The sequence below is a fragment of the Citrobacter sp. Cf072 genome, assembly GCF_030334485.1.
Lineage (GTDB): Bacteria > Pseudomonadota > Gammaproteobacteria > Enterobacterales > Enterobacteriaceae > Citrobacter > Citrobacter freundii.
The window spans coordinates 40,781-56,881 of sequence record NZ_JAOWDX010000046.1; the positions used below are offsets into that span (position 1 = coordinate 40,781).

Genomic DNA, 16,101 nt, shown 5'->3' on the forward strand with positions numbered 1-16,101 from the left:
ATGCACAAAGCGGAAGGGAGAAATATGGAGTTGTGGGAGGTATCACAAAAAGAACCCCTTCCTGTACAGGAAGGGGTTGAGGGAGATTACTGCATCAACAGATAGATGGAGCTGTCGCCACGCTGAATGTTCAGCGCCAGTACAGCGGGTTTGCTGTCGAGGATTTTGCGCAGTTCGGCGATATTTTTCACCGGCTGCTGATTCGCACCGATAATCACATCCCCTTTCTTCAGGCCGATCTGTGCAGCCGGAGAATTCGGTTTCACGTCACTTACCACGACACCTTTATCCTGGCCTTTGTTGCTCATATCGGCACCTTCAATGCCTTTGAAGATAGAGCTGGAATCAACCTGAGTCTGGCTGCTCTGCTGCAATTCCAGGTTCACGGTGACCGGCTTACCGTCACGCAGCAGACCCAGGGTGATTTTGCTGCCGACCGGCATCGTCCCCACCTGCGCACGCAGAGCGGCGAAGCTGCTGATAGGTTTGCCGTTCAGGGAGGTAATCACATCCCCGGCTTTAATACCGGCTTTCGCTGCGGAAGAGTTCGGCATTACCTGGCTGACGAATGCGCCACGCTGAGCGTCAACTTTCATCGCTTTCGCCAGCTCAGAGCTCAGTTCGGTCCCCATAATACCCAGCTCACCACGTTTAACCTGACCAAACTCAACCATCTGCGAAGTCAGGTTTTTCACCATGTTGCTTGGGATTGCAAAACCGATACCGATGTTACCGCCGTCCGGCGCGAGGATCGCGGTGTTAATGCCGATCAGCTCACCGTTCAGATTGACCAGCGCGCCACCGGAGTTACCCCGGTTGATCGCAGCATCCGTCTGAATAAAGTTTTCATAGTTCTCCGCATTCAGGCCGCTACGGCCCAGAGCAGAAACGATGCCGGAGGTCACGGTCTCACCGAGGCCAAACGGGTTACCGATTGCTACGGTGTAATCACCCACGCGCAGCGCGTCGGAGTCTGCCAGCTTAATCGCCGTCAGGTTTTTCGGATCCTGAATTTGGATCAGCGCGATATCGGAGCGTGGATCTTTGCCCACGATCTTCGCGTCAAATTTACGGCCATCGCTCAACTGAACCTTAATTACCGTAGCGTTATCCACCACGTGGTTGTTGGTCACGACATACCCTTTCGCAGCATCAATAATTACGCCGGAACCCAGCGCCATAAATTTCTGCTGCTGGCCGCCGCCGTTACCAGCGCCCGGTGCGCCGCCCTGGCAGAACGGTGAACTCTGGAACGGAGATCCGTCCTGGCAGAACGGTGAATTATCACCAAAGAACTGCTGGAAATTACGCGGCATACGCGGCGTATTCACCGTCGTGCTCCCCTCGACGTTAATACTTACCACCGATGGCATCACTTTTTCGAGCATCGGGGCCAGGCTTGGCATCTGTTGGGCGGTCATTGCTGAAGACGACGTCTCAGCCGCAGTTGCAGACAGGGGGGACAACGCCAAACCTAAACTCAGAGCCAGTGCACTCATTGCTAATGTGGTTTTTTTCATGTGTTTCGTTCTCGATTAACAGGTAACGCAAAATTGCTGTATACGTCAGATTCGTTTTATAACGCTAAGTTCCAGAATTGAGTTTAAGGAAAAAGTAAAATTTTATTGGCCGTCTTTACAAATGAGTATTTATTGTTCTACGGCCATCAAGCGACGATATTCATCCCAGGCATACAAATCTGTCATCCCGCTGATATAATCCTGGATCAACCGGCAGCGATAATAATATTCCAGAACCGAATACTCAGCGCACTCCGTCGATATTTTACTAACCGCCTCAACATACGCAAGACGATGGCGGGTAGACAACTTCTGAAATAAACGGGACTCGATAGGAAAACGTTTTACTCTTTCATTGTCGACCAGTTCAGTAAAATCTGACTGAGACATTTTCAATAACGGTTGATAGATCTCCAGCAACCCGCTGATCACCCGATAACCCTGTAATTCCAGTTGCTCAACATCCGGATGGCTAAACACATGTTTTACCGCCACATTCTTATAAACGCCCAGTAACTGGCTGAAGCTACTGGCATCTTCTAACAGCGCATGATTAAAGCTGCCTTCATAAATCTGCGGCAAATTATCAATAAACCGCTGGGCCGCATACGGAACCAGTTTATTCAGCGTATTGACGCGTAAATACATAAAGAACTGATCTTCGGTGCTGCGGCTTAATGTATTTGAACGTGATTTTTCCCAGGCGTTTTCAACAACCTGACTAAACAGAGAGCCTTTTTCGTGATGCCCCCACGCTTCATGCAGATGATGGTAAAGTTGCTCGACGCTAAAGATTCTTTTCTCAACGGCATCTTCCAGGTCGGCCACGCAATATGAGATATCATCGGCAGCTTCCATAATCCAGGTTAATGGAAAACGACTGTAAGGTGCTAATGATAATTCTTTACGTAACCGCTCAATATACGGTTCCTCGGAAAGGTAATAACCAGGCTTCTTCATTAAATAGTTGTGCGTCTCGGGTGCACTGCCGCGCCACCATGCCGGACGGGTATATTTTAAAATACCGCCAACCTGCGCCCAGGTAAGGTTCATACGCATCAAAGTATGCACCAGACGAATACCCTGCGCATTGCCTTCAAAATGACACAAGTCCTGGCGCACCTTGCGGCGAATATCATTCAGCGACTCTTCACCTTCACGCAAACGTAATGCCGTCACCTGGCAGCGGTCATCACTCAGGGGCTGACTTTCCGCGTCGGCGGGATACAACCGCTGGCGAAACCAGTCATTAATCGCCGCTTCCCCAAAATGGCCAAACGGAGGATTACCAATGTCATGCATCAGGCACGACATTTCGACAATACTCTCAAACGGTCCCGTCAGTTCCTCCAGACCATACTGCTCCAGCAGCTTTAGCTCTTTCAGCCGACTGAGGATCTCTTTCGCGATATAGCGCCCAACCTGCTGCACTTCCATCGAGTGCGTCAGACGTGTACGCACCGCCGCGTTACGCTCCAGCGGAAAGACCTGGGTTTTTTGCTGCAGCCGGCGAATAGCCGGAGAATTGATAATACGTCCACGATCGCTTTCAAAAATTCGCAGGATCTCATGCTCCGTCTTCACGCCCTGCGGCGAACGGTAACGGCGATGCCAGTTTATTTTTTTTCGGAAATCGATCTGTACCATATCCTCTCCCGCCTGAGAAATGCGCTACCCCTTAAGCGCATGATAGACTATGCCCTCAAATCTGGCTTATCGCGAGTAAATCTATGAAAATCGGCATCATTGGTGCAATGGAAGAAGAAGTTACGCTGCTGCGTGACAAAATCGAAAACCGTCAGACCATCACGCTCGGCGGTTGTGAAATTTACACCGGCCAACTGAACGGTACTGAGGTTGCGCTTCTGAAATCAGGTATCGGTAAAGTAGCTGCGGCGCTCGGCGCTACGCTGCTGCTTGAACGCTGCAAGCCGGACGCCATCATTAATACGGGTTCCGCGGGCGGCCTGGCCTCTACGCTGAAAGTCGGCGATATCGTAGTTTCTGATGAAGCGCGCTATCACGACGCCGACGTCACTGCCTTTGGTTATGAATTTGGTCAGCTACCGGGTTGCCCGGCTGGTTTTAAAGCCGATCCTGCGTTGATTGCAGCCGCAGAATCTTGCATCGCCGAACTCAATCTGAACGCTGTTCGCGGACTTATCGTCAGCGGCGATGCATTCATTAATGGTTCCGTGGGGCTGGCTAAAATTAAGCATAACTTCCCGCAGGCGATTGCCGTTGAGATGGAAGCGACCGCAATTGCGCACGTTTGCCACAACTTTAAGGTGCCATTTGTCGTGGTTCGCGCTATCTCTGACGTTGCCGATCAGCAGTCCCATCTCAGCTTTGACGAATTCCTGGTGGTTGCCGCGAAGCAGTCAAGTCTGATGGTTGAAACGCTGGTGCAGAAACTGGCGCATGGCTAAATTATTCTCCAGGGCGCTGGTCGCCCTGCTTTTCACTCTCCCGGCGTTCCTTTACGCCGCACCGCGTGTTGTAACGCTTTCTCCTGCCAATACCGAACTCGCTTTTGCCGCAGGCATTACCCCAGTTGGCGTCAGCAGCTACTCAAACTACCCGCCAGAAGCCAAAAATATTGAAGAGGTCTCAACATGGCAAGGTATGAATCTTGAGCGTATTGTGGCGCTGAAACCTGATTTAGTCGTCGCCTGGCGCGGGGGAAATGCTGAGCGGCAGGTGAATCAACTGACCTCCCTGGGAATTAAGGTCATCTGGGTGGACGCCGTTACCATTGAGCAGGTTGCCGATGCGCTACGCCAGTTGGCTGCGTGGAGCCCCAAGCCTGAACAAGCTAAACAGGCGGCGCAAACCATGCTTGATGACTATGCTTTACTTAAATCTCAGTATGCCAACAAACCGAAAAAACGCGTGTTTCTCCAGTTTGGTGCCAATCCTCTGTTTACCAGTGGAAAAGGTTCTATTCAGCACGAAGTTCTTAAGGTATGCGGCGGAGAAAACATCTTTGCCGGTAGTCGGGTTCCCTGGCCGCAGGTTAGCCGTGAGCAGGTCCTGGCACGAGCTCCCCAGGCTATTGTTGCAACCGGCGGTCCGGGCGAAACTCTGAAAATTGAGAAATACTGGGGAAACCAGCTAAAAATACCCGTTATTACACTTAATAGTGACTGGTTCGAACGCGCGAGCCCGCGTATTATCCTCGCCGCAAAACAACTCTGTAATGCGCTTTCACAGATAAATTAGCGCCTGCCCCCACCAGGTCTGTTGTGAGGATTTAAAAATGCTCGTCTATTGGCTTGATATTGTCGGCACCGCGGTATTTGCAATCTCTGGCGTATTACTGGCCGGGAAATTACGTATGGATCCGTTTGGCGTCCTGGTCCTCGGCGTGGTTACCGCCGTCGGTGGTGGTACGATCCGCGATATGGCGCTGGATAATGGACCGGTTTTTTGGGTTAAAGATCCAACCGATCTGGTCGTGGCGATGATCACCAGCATGCTGACGATCCTGTTGGTACGGCAGCCAAGACGCCTGCCGAAATGGATCCTTCCGGTGCTGGATGCCGTTGGCCTGGCGGTGTTCGTGGGTATTGGCGTCAACAAGGCCTTTCTCGCAGGAACAGGCCCTTTGGTGGCGATTTGTATGGGGGTAATTACCGGCGTCGGCGGTGGGATCATTCGCGATGTATTAGCACGTGAAGTCCCGATGATTTTGCGCACCGAGATCTACGCCACAGCCTGTATTATCGGCGGGATCGTGCATGCGACGGCGTTTTATACCTTTGATGTTTCACTGGAAAACGCCAGTATGATGGGGATGATTGTCACCCTGCTGATTCGGCTTGCCGCCATTCGCTGGCATTTGAAATTACCGACGTTTGCGCTGGATGATAACGGACGTTGACATGATGATGCAGAATATGTAGGCCGGATAAGGCGTTTACGCCGCCATCCGGCACATTGCCCGGTGGCGCTACTCTTACCGGGCCTACACCATCAGACCACTGGTATTACAGACAGCAATCAGATGCTGAAAGAAGAACCACACCCGCAGGTGCTTTTCGCATTCGGGTTAGTCACAACGAAGCGGGAACCTTCCAGACCTTCGGTATAGTCAACCGCGCCGCCCACCAGATATTGCAGGCTCATCGGGTCAACCACCAGACCAACACCTTGCTTCTCAATGGTCATATCACCATCGTTCACCTGATCGTCAAAGGTGAAACCGTACTGGAAACCGCTGCAACCACCGCCGGTGATATACACACGTAATTTCAGATTCGGGTTATCTTCGTCAGCGATCAGGCTTTTTACTTTATTGGCTGCTGCTTCAGTAAATTGCAGTGGCAGCGCTACGTCATCACTCATATTTTGCTCCAAACGACATTGGCAATTGGGCAAATTATAACCCAATGGTTAAGGCCATTATCTAATACCCTGGTATTTCGTTCAAGTATTCTCGCCAGCGGCTGTACCCTGGCTTTTAGCCGCCTGCTCCGCTTCCTGTTTTGCCAGCGTACGGGCAAGGATAGTCGAGTATAGCGGCTTTCCGCCCATAAATTGGGCTAATAGTGTTGCGCCAAGACAGGTAATAATCATTGGCAAAATGAGCTGATAGTTATCGGTCATTTCCAGTACCAGTATAATGCCCGTTAACGGCGCGCGCACCGAGGCCGCCAACAATGCTCCCATTCCGGCGATGGCGAAGGTCCCGGCCTCCAGATGATAATGCGGAAAAGAGGCCGCTGCCGCCATACCGAACGCGGTGCCAAGCAACGTGCCTAATGCCAGCATCGGGGCAAATATCCCGCCGGGCGCGCCGGACGAGAAGCACAGCAGCGTGGTAATGACGCGGGCAATAAAGATAAACAGCAGTAAACCAACGCTGAAATTCCCTGCCGCAGCGATAGGTATCAGGTTAAACCCGCCTCCAGCCGCTTCAGGTGTAATTAAGCCAAGGATCCCGCACAGACCGCCGATCGCACCGCCCATCAGCACCCATTTTTTGAGATCGCCTCCGTGGAAACGCTGGAACATATCCTGAGTCCGCAACACCATGGTGTTGAACAACGGTCCGACACAGCCAAAAATAATCCCCAGGACCAGATACAACCACAGCGTGTTCACCGGCGCATTGGAGAGCTTCCCAACTTCAATAAGCGGTGCCTCGCCGTTGAAAACACGAAACACAATGCTCGACATGATGACGCCGGTAAACACGGCTTTGATCGAGACAAGGTTATAGCGAAACTGCGGGCGCATCTCTTCAATAATGAACAGGATCCCCGCCAGAGGGGCGTTAAACGCCGCCGAAAGGCCCGCTGCCGCACCGGTAGCCAATAAGGTATGTCGCGCTTCTGCGCTACGCATGCGGAAAATATCCAGCACCATGCGCCCGAGGTTACCACCGATCTGCACGGTCGGTCCTTCTCGCCCGAGCACCATACCGGCACCCAGCGTGCCCATACCGCCGAAAAATTTCACCGGCAGTACGCGCCACCAGCGCACAGGCCGCAGCTCTTCCAGCGCGCCTTCAATCTCTGGGATCCCCGAACCACCGGCTTCCGGCGCAAATTTACGCACCAGAAAGTAGCCAACCATCGCCAGCAACGCAGAGAGAATAAATGCCAGCGGCCATAGCAGAATGGCATGGTCCGCAACCTGAGCCAGCGCGCCAATGCGCTGATTCTGCACCCAGGTCACCGCTTTCTCAAATGCCACGCCAACAAGCCCTGTCACTGTACCCACTACGGCAGCCATCAACAGGATCGCCAACGGCGTTTTGTCTCGTTCCAGGAGTCGACGGATTTGATCCCTGCGGCGTAAACGCACAATTTGTTGTGCTTCAAAAGAGGGAGTGTCTGTCTTCATCAGATGATCATTAATTGGTAATACAAATACGGAATCGGCATTCTACTCGCACATTTCACGAAAATCCCATGCAAATCGTATTGTTTCAAATGCGTAAAACTTTCATAACCTTCTCTGAATAACTAGAATAGCGGGCATTTACTTTTTCTACGAACCAGGACCCCATCCATGAGTAAGTCTGAAAATCTCTACAGCGCAGCACGCGAACTTATCCCTGGCGGCGTTAACTCCCCCGTTCGCGCCTTTACTGGCGTGGGTGGTACTCCGCTGTTTATCGAAAAAGCCGACGGCGCGCATCTGTACGATGTCGATGGTAAAGCCTATGTTGACTACGTCGGTTCCTGGGGACCGATGGTGCTGGGCCATAATCACCCGGCAATCCGTAATGCGGTGATTGAAGCTGCGGAGCGCGGTTTAAGCTTTGGCGCACCGACCGAAATGGAAGTGAAAATGGCGGAGCTGGTCACTGAACTCGTGCCGACCATGGACATGGTGCGCATGGTGAACTCCGGCACGGAAGCGACTATGAGCGCAATCCGTCTGGCGCGCGGTTTCACCGGTCGCGATAAGATCATCAAATTTGAAGGCTGCTACCACGGTCATGCTGACTGTCTGCTGGTCAAAGCGGGTTCCGGCGCGTTAACGCTGGGTCAGCCGAACTCCCCGGGCGTTCCGGCTGATTTCGCGAAACACACCCTGACCTGCACCTATAACGATCTCGCTTCAGTACGTGCGGCATTTGAACAATATCCGCAGGAGATCGCCTGCATCATTGTTGAGCCGGTCGCAGGCAACATGAACTGCATCCCACCGCTGCCGGAATTCCTGCCGGGCCTGCGTGCGCTATGCGATGAGTTTGGCGCGCTGTTGATCATCGATGAAGTGATGACCGGCTTCCGCGTGGCGCTGGCCGGCGCACAGGATTATTACGGCGTCGTGCCGGATCTGACTTGTCTTGGCAAAATCATCGGTGGCGGAATGCCCGTTGGCGCATTCGGAGGCCGTCGCGATGTGATGGACGCACTGGCGCCGACTGGACCGGTTTACCAGGCGGGGACGCTTTCCGGTAACCCAATCGCGATGGCGGCAGGTTATGCCTGTCTGACCGAAGTCGCCCAGCCGGGTATTCATGAAACGCTGAACGAACTGACGACGCGTCTGGCGGAAGGTCTGCTGGAAGCTGCTGAAGAAGCGAATATTCCGCTGGTAGTTAATCATGTAGGCGGGATGTTCGGGATATTCTTCACCGATGCAGAAACCGTAACCTGCTATCAGGATGTGATGGCATGCGACGTTGAACGCTTCAAGCGTTTCTTCCACATGATGCTGGATGAAGGAATTTATCTGGCGCCGTCCGCGTTCGAAGCAGGCTTTATGTCCGTGGCGCACAGTGAAGAAGATATCAATAACACCATCGACGCCGCGCGCCGGGTGTTTGCGAAACTGTAAAGGATGAATTGCCGGGTGGCGCTTACGCTTACCCGGCCTACATTCTACGCCGTAGGCCGGATGGCGGCATAACTTACCGGCTCTGCTTACGTAGCAGATAGATAAAGTACGGCGCGCCAATAAACGTCGACAGTAATCCCGCCGGGATCTGATACGGAAACAACACCATCCTGCCGCACCAGTCAGCAAAGACCAGCAACACGCCACCCGCCAGCGCTGAAATCAGCATATGCGGCATCGCCCGACGAAAACCCATCATCCGGGCAATGTGCGGCGCCATCAGCCCGACAAAGCTCAACGGTCCAATGGTCATGGTGGCTGTCGCCGTCAGCCCTGCCGCCAGCAGCAGTAACCCCACGCGTGATGGCGTAATAGCCATACCGACAGCCCGCGCCGTATCGCCGCCAAGCGGTAAAATTGTCAGCCAACGGCGGCACAGCGGCGTCATCGCCAGCAGGATGACCATTACAATCCCGGTGCGCAGCACCTGTTCGCCACTCGCGTTATAAGTTGAGCCGGAGATCCAGGTTAGCACCCCCGCCATACGCGGATCGCCGCTGGCCTGCAGCATCATCAGCAGCATTGTAAACGCCGTGCTGAGCGCCATCCCTGCCAGCAACATGCGGTGCGGTGAAAAGCCCCCGCGCCCGGCGGCAATCATAATGATAAGCAAGGTGGCTGCCGCACCGAGGCTCCCGGCCGGCAGCAGCCAGCCAAAGGCATTGCCGGGGACCAGAAATAACATTAGCACCACGCCAAATGCCGCCCCGGAGCTAATTCCTAATACTTCCGGACTGGCCATTGGATTTCCGGTCAGACGCTGAATAATACAGCCAGCTACCGCTAACATTACCCCGGCAATCAGCGCTGCCAGAACACGCGGCCAGCGCCAGGGCATGAGCTCATCCAGCATCGCGCCGCTGGCCCATGTCCAGCCGTGCGCATCGCGGCCAAACGCGAGCGCCACAATAACGGTAAGCAGCAATATCGCCCCGCCCGCCAGGGCAAACATCAGTACATTCTGCCGCTCAGCAGCGATGCGGTTACTGGCATTCATATCCGGCGCGCTCATACTTCTAAGGCGCGGCAACAGCCACAGCAGCAATGGCGCGCCAATCAGCGCCGTCACCGAACCAGTGGAAACTTCCATCCATACGCGGGTCAGCCACAGAATGATTTGGTCGGAGAGCCAGAGGATCAACGCACCAATCAGCGGGGCCAACATCAGACGCGCCAGCAGACGACGCGCGCCGAGCATTTTCGCCAACAGCGGTGCAAACAGGCCAATAAAGCCGATAATCCCAACCGCGTTAACCAGTAAGGCGCTGATAACAATGGCCAGCGATAACGCCGCCAGACGTGCCAGCGACAGCGCCAGACCGAGGTTACGCGCCACACCGTCATCCAGTCCCATCAGCGTCATTGGGCGTAATAACAACAGCGTCAGCATCACACCGCCCAGCAGTTGCGGCCACAGACGCTGTACGCCGCTCCAGTCGGTCTGCGTTAGCGTACCGCTGCTCCATAAAAACATGCTTTGCAGTTGATCGTGATGGAAGATAACCATCAACTGGTTAATTGCCCCGCAGTACAGGCTGACCACCAGCCCGGCAAGGATTAACGTCACCGGAGAAAGACGTTTGCCCCAGGCAACGCCAAACACCAGTGCCCCAACAACACATGCTCCCGCCAGCGCCGCAAATTGCGTGGTCAGCGCACCGGGAATAGCCCACAGCGTGGTAACCGTAATGCCCAACTGCGCCCCGGTTGCGACACCTAACGTAGTGGGTTCTGCCAGTGGGTTACGCAGCACCTGCTGAAACAAGACACCGACCAGCCCCAGCCCGGCACCGACCAACAGCGAAATCGCCAGCCTCGGCAGCAGACTGTAGTGGAAAACCATCTGCTCAATAGCATTGATATCCGGTGACCAGATAGCCTGTTGCCACTGACTGCGCGGTAGCGCAACAGAGAAGTTTACCCAGGTCAGCCAACAGGCAGCGACAAACAGAACCACCAGAAGAAGGGTCGGGAATAGCGCAATTCGTTTACTCACGCTTTGCCTCCCAGCGCATTATCCAGAATGCGAGCAAAATGCATCGCCGAGAGCGTGGCGCCATAGAACCAGACGGCAGGCACACGCTGAAAACGTCCGCTGCGGACAAACGGCATCGCCTGCCATAATGGCGTAGACATCAGCGCAGCCATCTCTTTATCGTTGCCGTGGTCAAAACACAGCACATCGACATCCTTATAAGCAGCCAGACGGTCAATACTCACGGCAGTGCTGCCCCAAAAGTTTGTCTCGCCCTGCCAGGCGTTGGGGATCCCATAATCATCCAGCACGTCCTGAAACAGGCTGTTTGGGCCAAACACCAGCATATGTCGCGAATCAAGCAAGGAAGTGAGAAGTACAGGGCGTGCGCCGCGTTGAATGAAGCGCGGTTTCAGGCTGGCGATAAAACGATCGTACTCGGTCAGATGGCGTTCAGCAGAGGCTTGCAGATTGAACAATTGCGCCATTTCCTGCAGCGATTGTCGCGCAACGGCCAGCGGCTTTTTACCGTCACTGAAGTTAAATCCCCGGCCAGGCGCAATCCGCGCCAGCTTTTCAGGGGAAGGACCATAGCCTGCCGACCACAGCAAAAACGAGGGTTTCATTTCGGTCAACAGTTCGAGATTGGGCTCCGTACGTAGCCCGACATCAATCACAGAATCCGGCAACGGGGGCTCACTGACCCACAGCTTGTAGTTAGGGATATCGGCAATGCCATACGGCGTAATACCCAGCGCCAGCAATAGCTCTACCGGTAGCCATTCCAGCGCCACAATGCGCTGCGTATCAACCGCCGCAGCGTGTGCCGTATTCATCCGCCACAGCAGCGGCGACAGCGCCATCGCCGCAAGCAGCCGCCGACGGGTAATATGATGTAATTCAATCATTAATAGACAAAACTCACGGGTGCGGCACCGGCCGGATGCGGCAAAATGCCCATCGGGATACCGTAAATCTGTTCCAGAGTTTCACTGCGCATCAGTTCAGCAGGCGTCCCTTGTGCAATCATTTCACCACCGCGCAGCGCAACTAAGTAATCACAGTAGCGGGCCGCCATGTTGATATCATGCAGCACCGCAATCACCGTCAGCCCGCGCTGCTGACTTAAGCGATGCACCAGTGCCAGTACGTCAACCTGATGAGCGATATCCAGCGCGGAAGTCGGTTCATCAAGCAGCAGACAGCGGCTGTCCTGCGCTACCAGCATGGCAATCCACGCGCGCTGGCGTTCTCCGCCGGACAGACTATCAACCAAACGGTGCGCCAGCGGTTTTAAGCCAACCAGCGAAATCGCCTCTTCTACTTTCTCTCTGTCGGCAACGCCAAAACGTCCCAGCGCTCCGTGCCACGGATAGCGGCCAATCGCCACCAGTTCGCGCACAGTCATCCCTTCGGCCTGCGGCAACTGCTGCGGCAGATAGGCGACCTTGCGGGCAAACGCTTTACTGCTCCAGTTCTCCAGCGGCTGTTCGTCGAGCAGGATTTCACCTTCTGACGGCGGCTGATGACGTCCCAGCATTTTCAATAACGTCGATTTTCCGGAACCGTTGTGGCCGATAAGGCCGGTCACTTTACCCACAGGAAAAGTTAATGAGAGAGGATGCAAAAGCGTGCGGCCAGGCACACGAAAGGAGACATTACGCAACGCAAAAGTAGTGTCGGGATGGGATCTGTTTTCCTGCATAGCAGCCAACTTGTAAAACGGGCACGCAAAGCGTGCCCAATAGAAATTAGAAACGGAAGGTTGCGGTTGCAACGACCTGACGTTCTGCGCCCCAGAAGCAGCCATAGGTATTGAAGCAGCTGGCGACGTATTCACGGTCAAACAGGTTGTTCACATGCAGCGCCACGTTGGAGCCCGCCATGCCGACGCGCGCCAGATCGTAACGTACTAACGCATCCACCAGCGTATAGCTCCCCACTTTAAAGGAGTTTGCCGGATCGCCATAACTGGAACCAGTATAACGAACGCCAGTACCCAACGTCAGCCCAGAAAGCGCGCCGTCATAAAGGGTGTAATCGCCCCACAATGATGCCATGTGTTTTGGCACCTGCGCAGGCGTATTGCCCTTGTAGTTGGTGTCGGTGGTGTATTCCGCGTCGGTGTAGGTATAAGAACCCACTACGTTGACGCTGGCAGACAGCGCCGCTTTCGCTTCAATTTCCACTCCGCGAGAACGAATTTCACCGCCTTCAACTGACCAGAACGATCCGTTCGGATCGGCCATCAGATTGTTGGTTTTGGTCAACTGATAGACAGCACCGGTGATCACGATGGGACGATCGTTCGGCACGTACTTCACGCCAGCTTCGTACTGCTTACCTTTGGACGGCGCAAAGATATTACCGCTTGCACCCGTCTGAGAAGCCGGTTCAAACGACTCGCTGTAGCTGAAATACGGGGTTACGCCGTTGTCGAACAGATAGTTAACCCCACCGCGCCAGGTGAATTGCTTATCATCGCGGGAATCCGTTACGCCAGAAACACGGTTCAGAGAGTCCTGTTTAGCCCAGTCGTAACGACCGCCCAGAGTAACCAGCACCTTATCCCATTGCGCCTGATCCTGAACATACAAGCCAGTCTGCTTCTGTTTGTTCAGCACTTTGTAAGGACCTGAAGGGCCTGGGTGTGAGCCAAAATCGAAGTCGCTGCGGTCGAGGTTATAGATATCGGACGGCGCAACAGAACCCGCATAGCCAAACCAGGAGTTGATATCATTACGCATACGCATAAAGTCAACGCCAGTCAGCAGCGTGTGGTCTACGTCGGCTGTCGCGAACTTGCTTTGCAGCTGAGTATCGACGGAGAAGTTCTGCAATTTCTCATTATCGATAACATACTGACGCGTCAGCGTATGATCCCAGTCGGCCTGAGGAACGCTGGCACAAGGGCTGTTAGCCGGATCCTTGGTATAGAGCGGATCGGAGCACATACCGTAGCCATACACGCTGTTCTGCGAGACTTTATTTTGCGCGTAACGCAGGTTCTGACGCACGGTAAAGGTGTCGTTAAATTCGTGATCGAAGCTGTAGCCCACCATCTTCTCGTTACGAGAATAGGTATTGTTGTTCGCCCCTTCGTTGAAATCGGTAGGCAGACGCTTGCCATTCGGCAACTCAGTCACCGTCCCTTCTTTCGGCAACCAGCCGTAATAACCGGTTTCCGGCTCGTTCTGGAAGTAGGAGAGGAAGGTGAAGTTTGTCTTATCGTCCGGACGCCATGAGAAAGATGGCGCGATGGCATAGCGTTGTTCTTCTGCGCCCTGCTGCTGCGCATTCGCGGAACGCGCCAGGCCAGTTAAGCGGTAAGAGTATACACCGTCATCATCCAGCGCATCGCTGAAATCAAAACCTGTCTGGAACAGGCTGTCAGTGCCCATCTTGAACTGAATTTCTTTTAACGGCTCTGTGGTCGGGCGTTTGCTGACCATATTCAACAACCCACCCGGGTTGCTCTTTCCGTATAGAACGGAAACCGGACCGCGCATCACTTCGGCACGCTCCAGCATATAAGGGTCTATGACCGCATCGTTGTAGAAGTTGCCCTGCATCTTCAGGCCATTCAGATAGTTATTCTGACTTTGGCCGTCGGCGGCAAATCCGCGAATAATCAAGTAGTCATAGGTATTGGACGCACCACGCGTACCCACGGCAACGCCCGGGGTGTAGCTAAGCGCCTCTTTGACCGATTTTGGCTGATGCAACGCCATCTCTTCGGCGGTGACCACAGAAATAGACTGAGGAACTTTTTGAATTGGAGTGTCGGTTTTGGTCGCCGTAGCAGACTGTCGTGCGGCGATGGTTGCCGCAGGCCCCCATGCGCTTTCCTGCGGAGCAGGAGCTGCAGTTACGGTGATGGTTTCTTCTTTCGGGTCAACCGCCGCCTGTGCATAGACAGACATGCCGCTAACCGCTGTGGCTACCACTACTGCGATTTTACGCAGTGATGAACTTGGCTGAGCAGTTTTAAGACGCGCCATTGGTATTTCTCTGATGAAAGTGAATGATAACGTAAACGAGAATTATTATTATAACGGCAGCATAATATTCGAAACTCTGGCGAGATAGCAAGCAATACGCGCCCCTACTAAAACTGAGGGGTTAAGAAATAACCAGATGAAAAGAAAGGGTTAATAAATTAGGCTGGAATGTTAGAGCGCTGCCAACCCGCCGCAGCGGGTCGCAAGGCGTTAGCGGTAAAAGACCTCAAAAGTCGCGACGGCGTCCACTTTCCCGGCTTTGACATTGCCGGTTTTGGCATAGCGTGCCTTCAGCGGAATTTCTGCCACTTCGTTAGCGCTAGTGCTGCTCACAGCGGTATAGGTTTGATCAAAACTCAGCACATTATTGTTCGTGTCCAGAATCTGGATACCGACACCGCTGGCAGAGCTGTCTCCACTGGCGATAGCCAAAATATTGCCATCCGTAACGCCTGTCGAACCAGCACTGTTGAACTTATAATCGATTTGGGTACCTGCCCGACAATCAGAAATCTCGATTTTGAAACTGTTATCGGTGAGTACTTCTGAAAATTGACTGTCAAAGTTATCGACATTAATCGTCTTCAGCGGCACGTAGATATTTTTATCCTCCAGGTTACAGGTATTAGTCTGGATATGAATGCTGGTGGGAGATACCAATATCTGAGCTATCACATCATTACCCCACTTCTCTTGCGCTGTCAGCCGGGAGGTATCAAGATAACCATCCTCGACGTCGCCCGTCACAACCAACTGCATTGACGCATGGTACTTTGTATGAATACTGTTCCATCCGCTTGCTCCATAGCTATAAAAATGCATGGGTGTGACGATATCCTCAGAGGTAAAGGTAGGTGTTCGTTCTTCCGCTTCAGCCATGCGGATACCTATACCTGGAACGCTAGTCTGATAAACGCCTTCCAGCACTCCATTGCGGGCATCGGCATCCGTTAACACTGCGTAACCTTTGTATTTGTTGCCAGTATCCTGGCAATCCATATCGATTTGGCCGCTCTCAATGCTTCCCTCATAAATAACCGTACCAACTGATACGTCAGGCTCCACAGTGATGCTTGCCGGTAGCTGAAAGGTCATTGCGCCATTTTCCGGGTAATTTCCGGTACATGTGGCGGCATAAACAGGTGCTGCCGATCCAGCTAAAATCAATATGATCAACATAGCCCTGAAAATGTTTTTGTTCCTTTTACTCATATCTGACAATTTCCGTATTCATAAGCCATCTTCC

Annotated in this window: 13 protein-coding genes and 1 pseudogene; 4 read left to right on the forward strand and 10 right to left on the reverse strand. The window is 53.5% G+C overall.

Annotated elements, in window-relative coordinates; all coding sequences use genetic code 11:
* Positions 1 to 86: 86 nt before the first annotated feature.
* A complete protein-coding gene (degP, locus tag OGX66_RS17420) occupies positions 87 to 1,520 on the reverse strand; it encodes a serine endoprotease DegP (RefSeq protein WP_003018567.1) in 1,434 nt (477 codons plus the stop codon).
* Between the two features lie 129 nt (positions 1,521 to 1,649).
* Positions 1,650 to 3,167, reverse strand: coding sequence for a dGTPase (gene dgt, locus OGX66_RS17425; protein ID WP_172750511.1), 1,518 nt, complete (start codon positions 3,165 to 3,167; stop codon positions 1,650 to 1,652).
* An 83-nt stretch (positions 3,168 to 3,250) separates the two neighbouring features.
* Here dgt and mtnN point away from each other — a divergent pair, with 83 nt between their 5' ends.
* From mtnN to OGX66_RS17440, 3 genes are read left to right on the forward strand one after another with little or no spacing between them, the layout of a single operon-like run.
* Positions 3,251 to 3,949 (forward strand): 5'-methylthioadenosine/S-adenosylhomocysteine nucleosidase, encoded by a 699-nt coding sequence (gene mtnN, locus OGX66_RS17430; RefSeq protein WP_003018572.1) that lies wholly within the window; start codon positions 3,251 to 3,253, stop codon positions 3,947 to 3,949.
* Entirely contained in the window at positions 3,942 to 4,742 is an 801-nt protein-coding gene (gene btuF, locus OGX66_RS17435; RefSeq protein WP_286511993.1) for a vitamin B12 ABC transporter substrate-binding protein BtuF, read from the forward strand. Before mtnN ends, btuF begins: the two co-directional genes overlap by 8 nt.
* Before the next feature lie 37 nt (positions 4,743 to 4,779).
* Entirely contained in the window at positions 4,780 to 5,403 is a 624-nt protein-coding gene (locus OGX66_RS17440; RefSeq protein ID WP_003018578.1) for a TRIC cation channel family protein, read from the forward strand.
* 119 nt (positions 5,404 to 5,522) lie between these two features.
* Here the strand turns inward: OGX66_RS17440 and erpA are convergent, their stop codons facing one another.
* The 3 genes and pseudogenes from erpA to clcA all read right to left on the reverse strand — a co-directional run bounded on the left by erpA (position 5,523) and on the right by clcA (position 7,370).
* On the reverse strand, positions 5,523 to 5,867 hold the full coding sequence (gene erpA / locus OGX66_RS17445; protein WP_003018581.1) for an iron-sulfur cluster insertion protein ErpA: 345 nt from the start codon (positions 5,865 to 5,867) through the stop codon (positions 5,523 to 5,525).
* Positions 5,860 to 5,925 (reverse strand): annotated as a pseudogene (gene yadW / locus OGX66_RS17450) (small protein YadW). Before yadW ends, erpA begins: the two are co-directional and overlap by 8 nt.
* 23 nt (positions 5,926 to 5,948) lie before the next feature.
* Positions 5,949 to 7,370: a H(+)/Cl(-) exchange transporter ClcA gene (gene clcA / locus OGX66_RS17455; RefSeq protein WP_088902719.1), complete on the reverse strand. Its 1,422-nt coding sequence runs from the start codon at positions 7,368 to 7,370 to the stop codon at positions 5,949 to 5,951.
* Positions 7,371 to 7,538: 168 nt separating this feature from the next.
* Here clcA and hemL point away from each other — a divergent pair, with 168 nt between their 5' ends.
* Positions 7,539 to 8,819, forward strand: coding sequence for a glutamate-1-semialdehyde 2,1-aminomutase (hemL, locus tag OGX66_RS17460; protein ID WP_088902720.1), 1,281 nt, complete (start codon positions 7,539 to 7,541; stop codon positions 8,817 to 8,819).
* Positions 8,820 to 8,892: 73 nt separating this feature from the next.
* Here the strand turns inward: hemL and fhuB are convergent, their stop codons facing one another.
* From fhuB to OGX66_RS17485, 5 genes are all read right to left on the reverse strand, one after another.
* The gene (fhuB, locus tag OGX66_RS17465) at positions 8,893 to 10,875 is read right to left on the reverse strand and encodes a Fe(3+)-hydroxamate ABC transporter permease FhuB (RefSeq protein ID WP_044714925.1); all 1,983 of its coding nucleotides are present in this window, start codon (positions 10,873 to 10,875) and stop codon (positions 8,893 to 8,895) included.
* Entirely contained in the window at positions 10,872 to 11,762 is an 891-nt protein-coding gene (gene fhuD / locus OGX66_RS17470) for a Fe(3+)-hydroxamate ABC transporter substrate-binding protein FhuD (protein WP_003837517.1), read from the reverse strand. The genes fhuB and fhuD overlap by 4 nt, the downstream gene beginning before the upstream one ends.
* Entirely contained in the window at positions 11,762 to 12,559 is a 798-nt protein-coding gene (gene fhuC / locus OGX66_RS17475; RefSeq protein WP_003845793.1) for a Fe3+-hydroxamate ABC transporter ATP-binding protein FhuC, read from the reverse strand. The genes fhuD and fhuC overlap by 1 nt, the downstream gene beginning before the upstream one ends.
* A 46-nt stretch (positions 12,560 to 12,605) precedes the next feature.
* Positions 12,606 to 14,855 (reverse strand): ferrichrome porin FhuA, encoded by a 2,250-nt coding sequence (gene fhuA, locus OGX66_RS17480; RefSeq protein ID WP_044714923.1) that lies wholly within the window; start codon positions 14,853 to 14,855, stop codon positions 12,606 to 12,608.
* A 210-nt stretch (positions 14,856 to 15,065) separates the two neighbouring features.
* Positions 15,066 to 16,067 (reverse strand): fimbrial protein, encoded by a 1,002-nt coding sequence (locus OGX66_RS17485; protein ID WP_226796418.1) that lies wholly within the window; start codon positions 16,065 to 16,067, stop codon positions 15,066 to 15,068.
* Between the last annotated feature and the right edge of the window lie 34 nt (positions 16,068 to 16,101).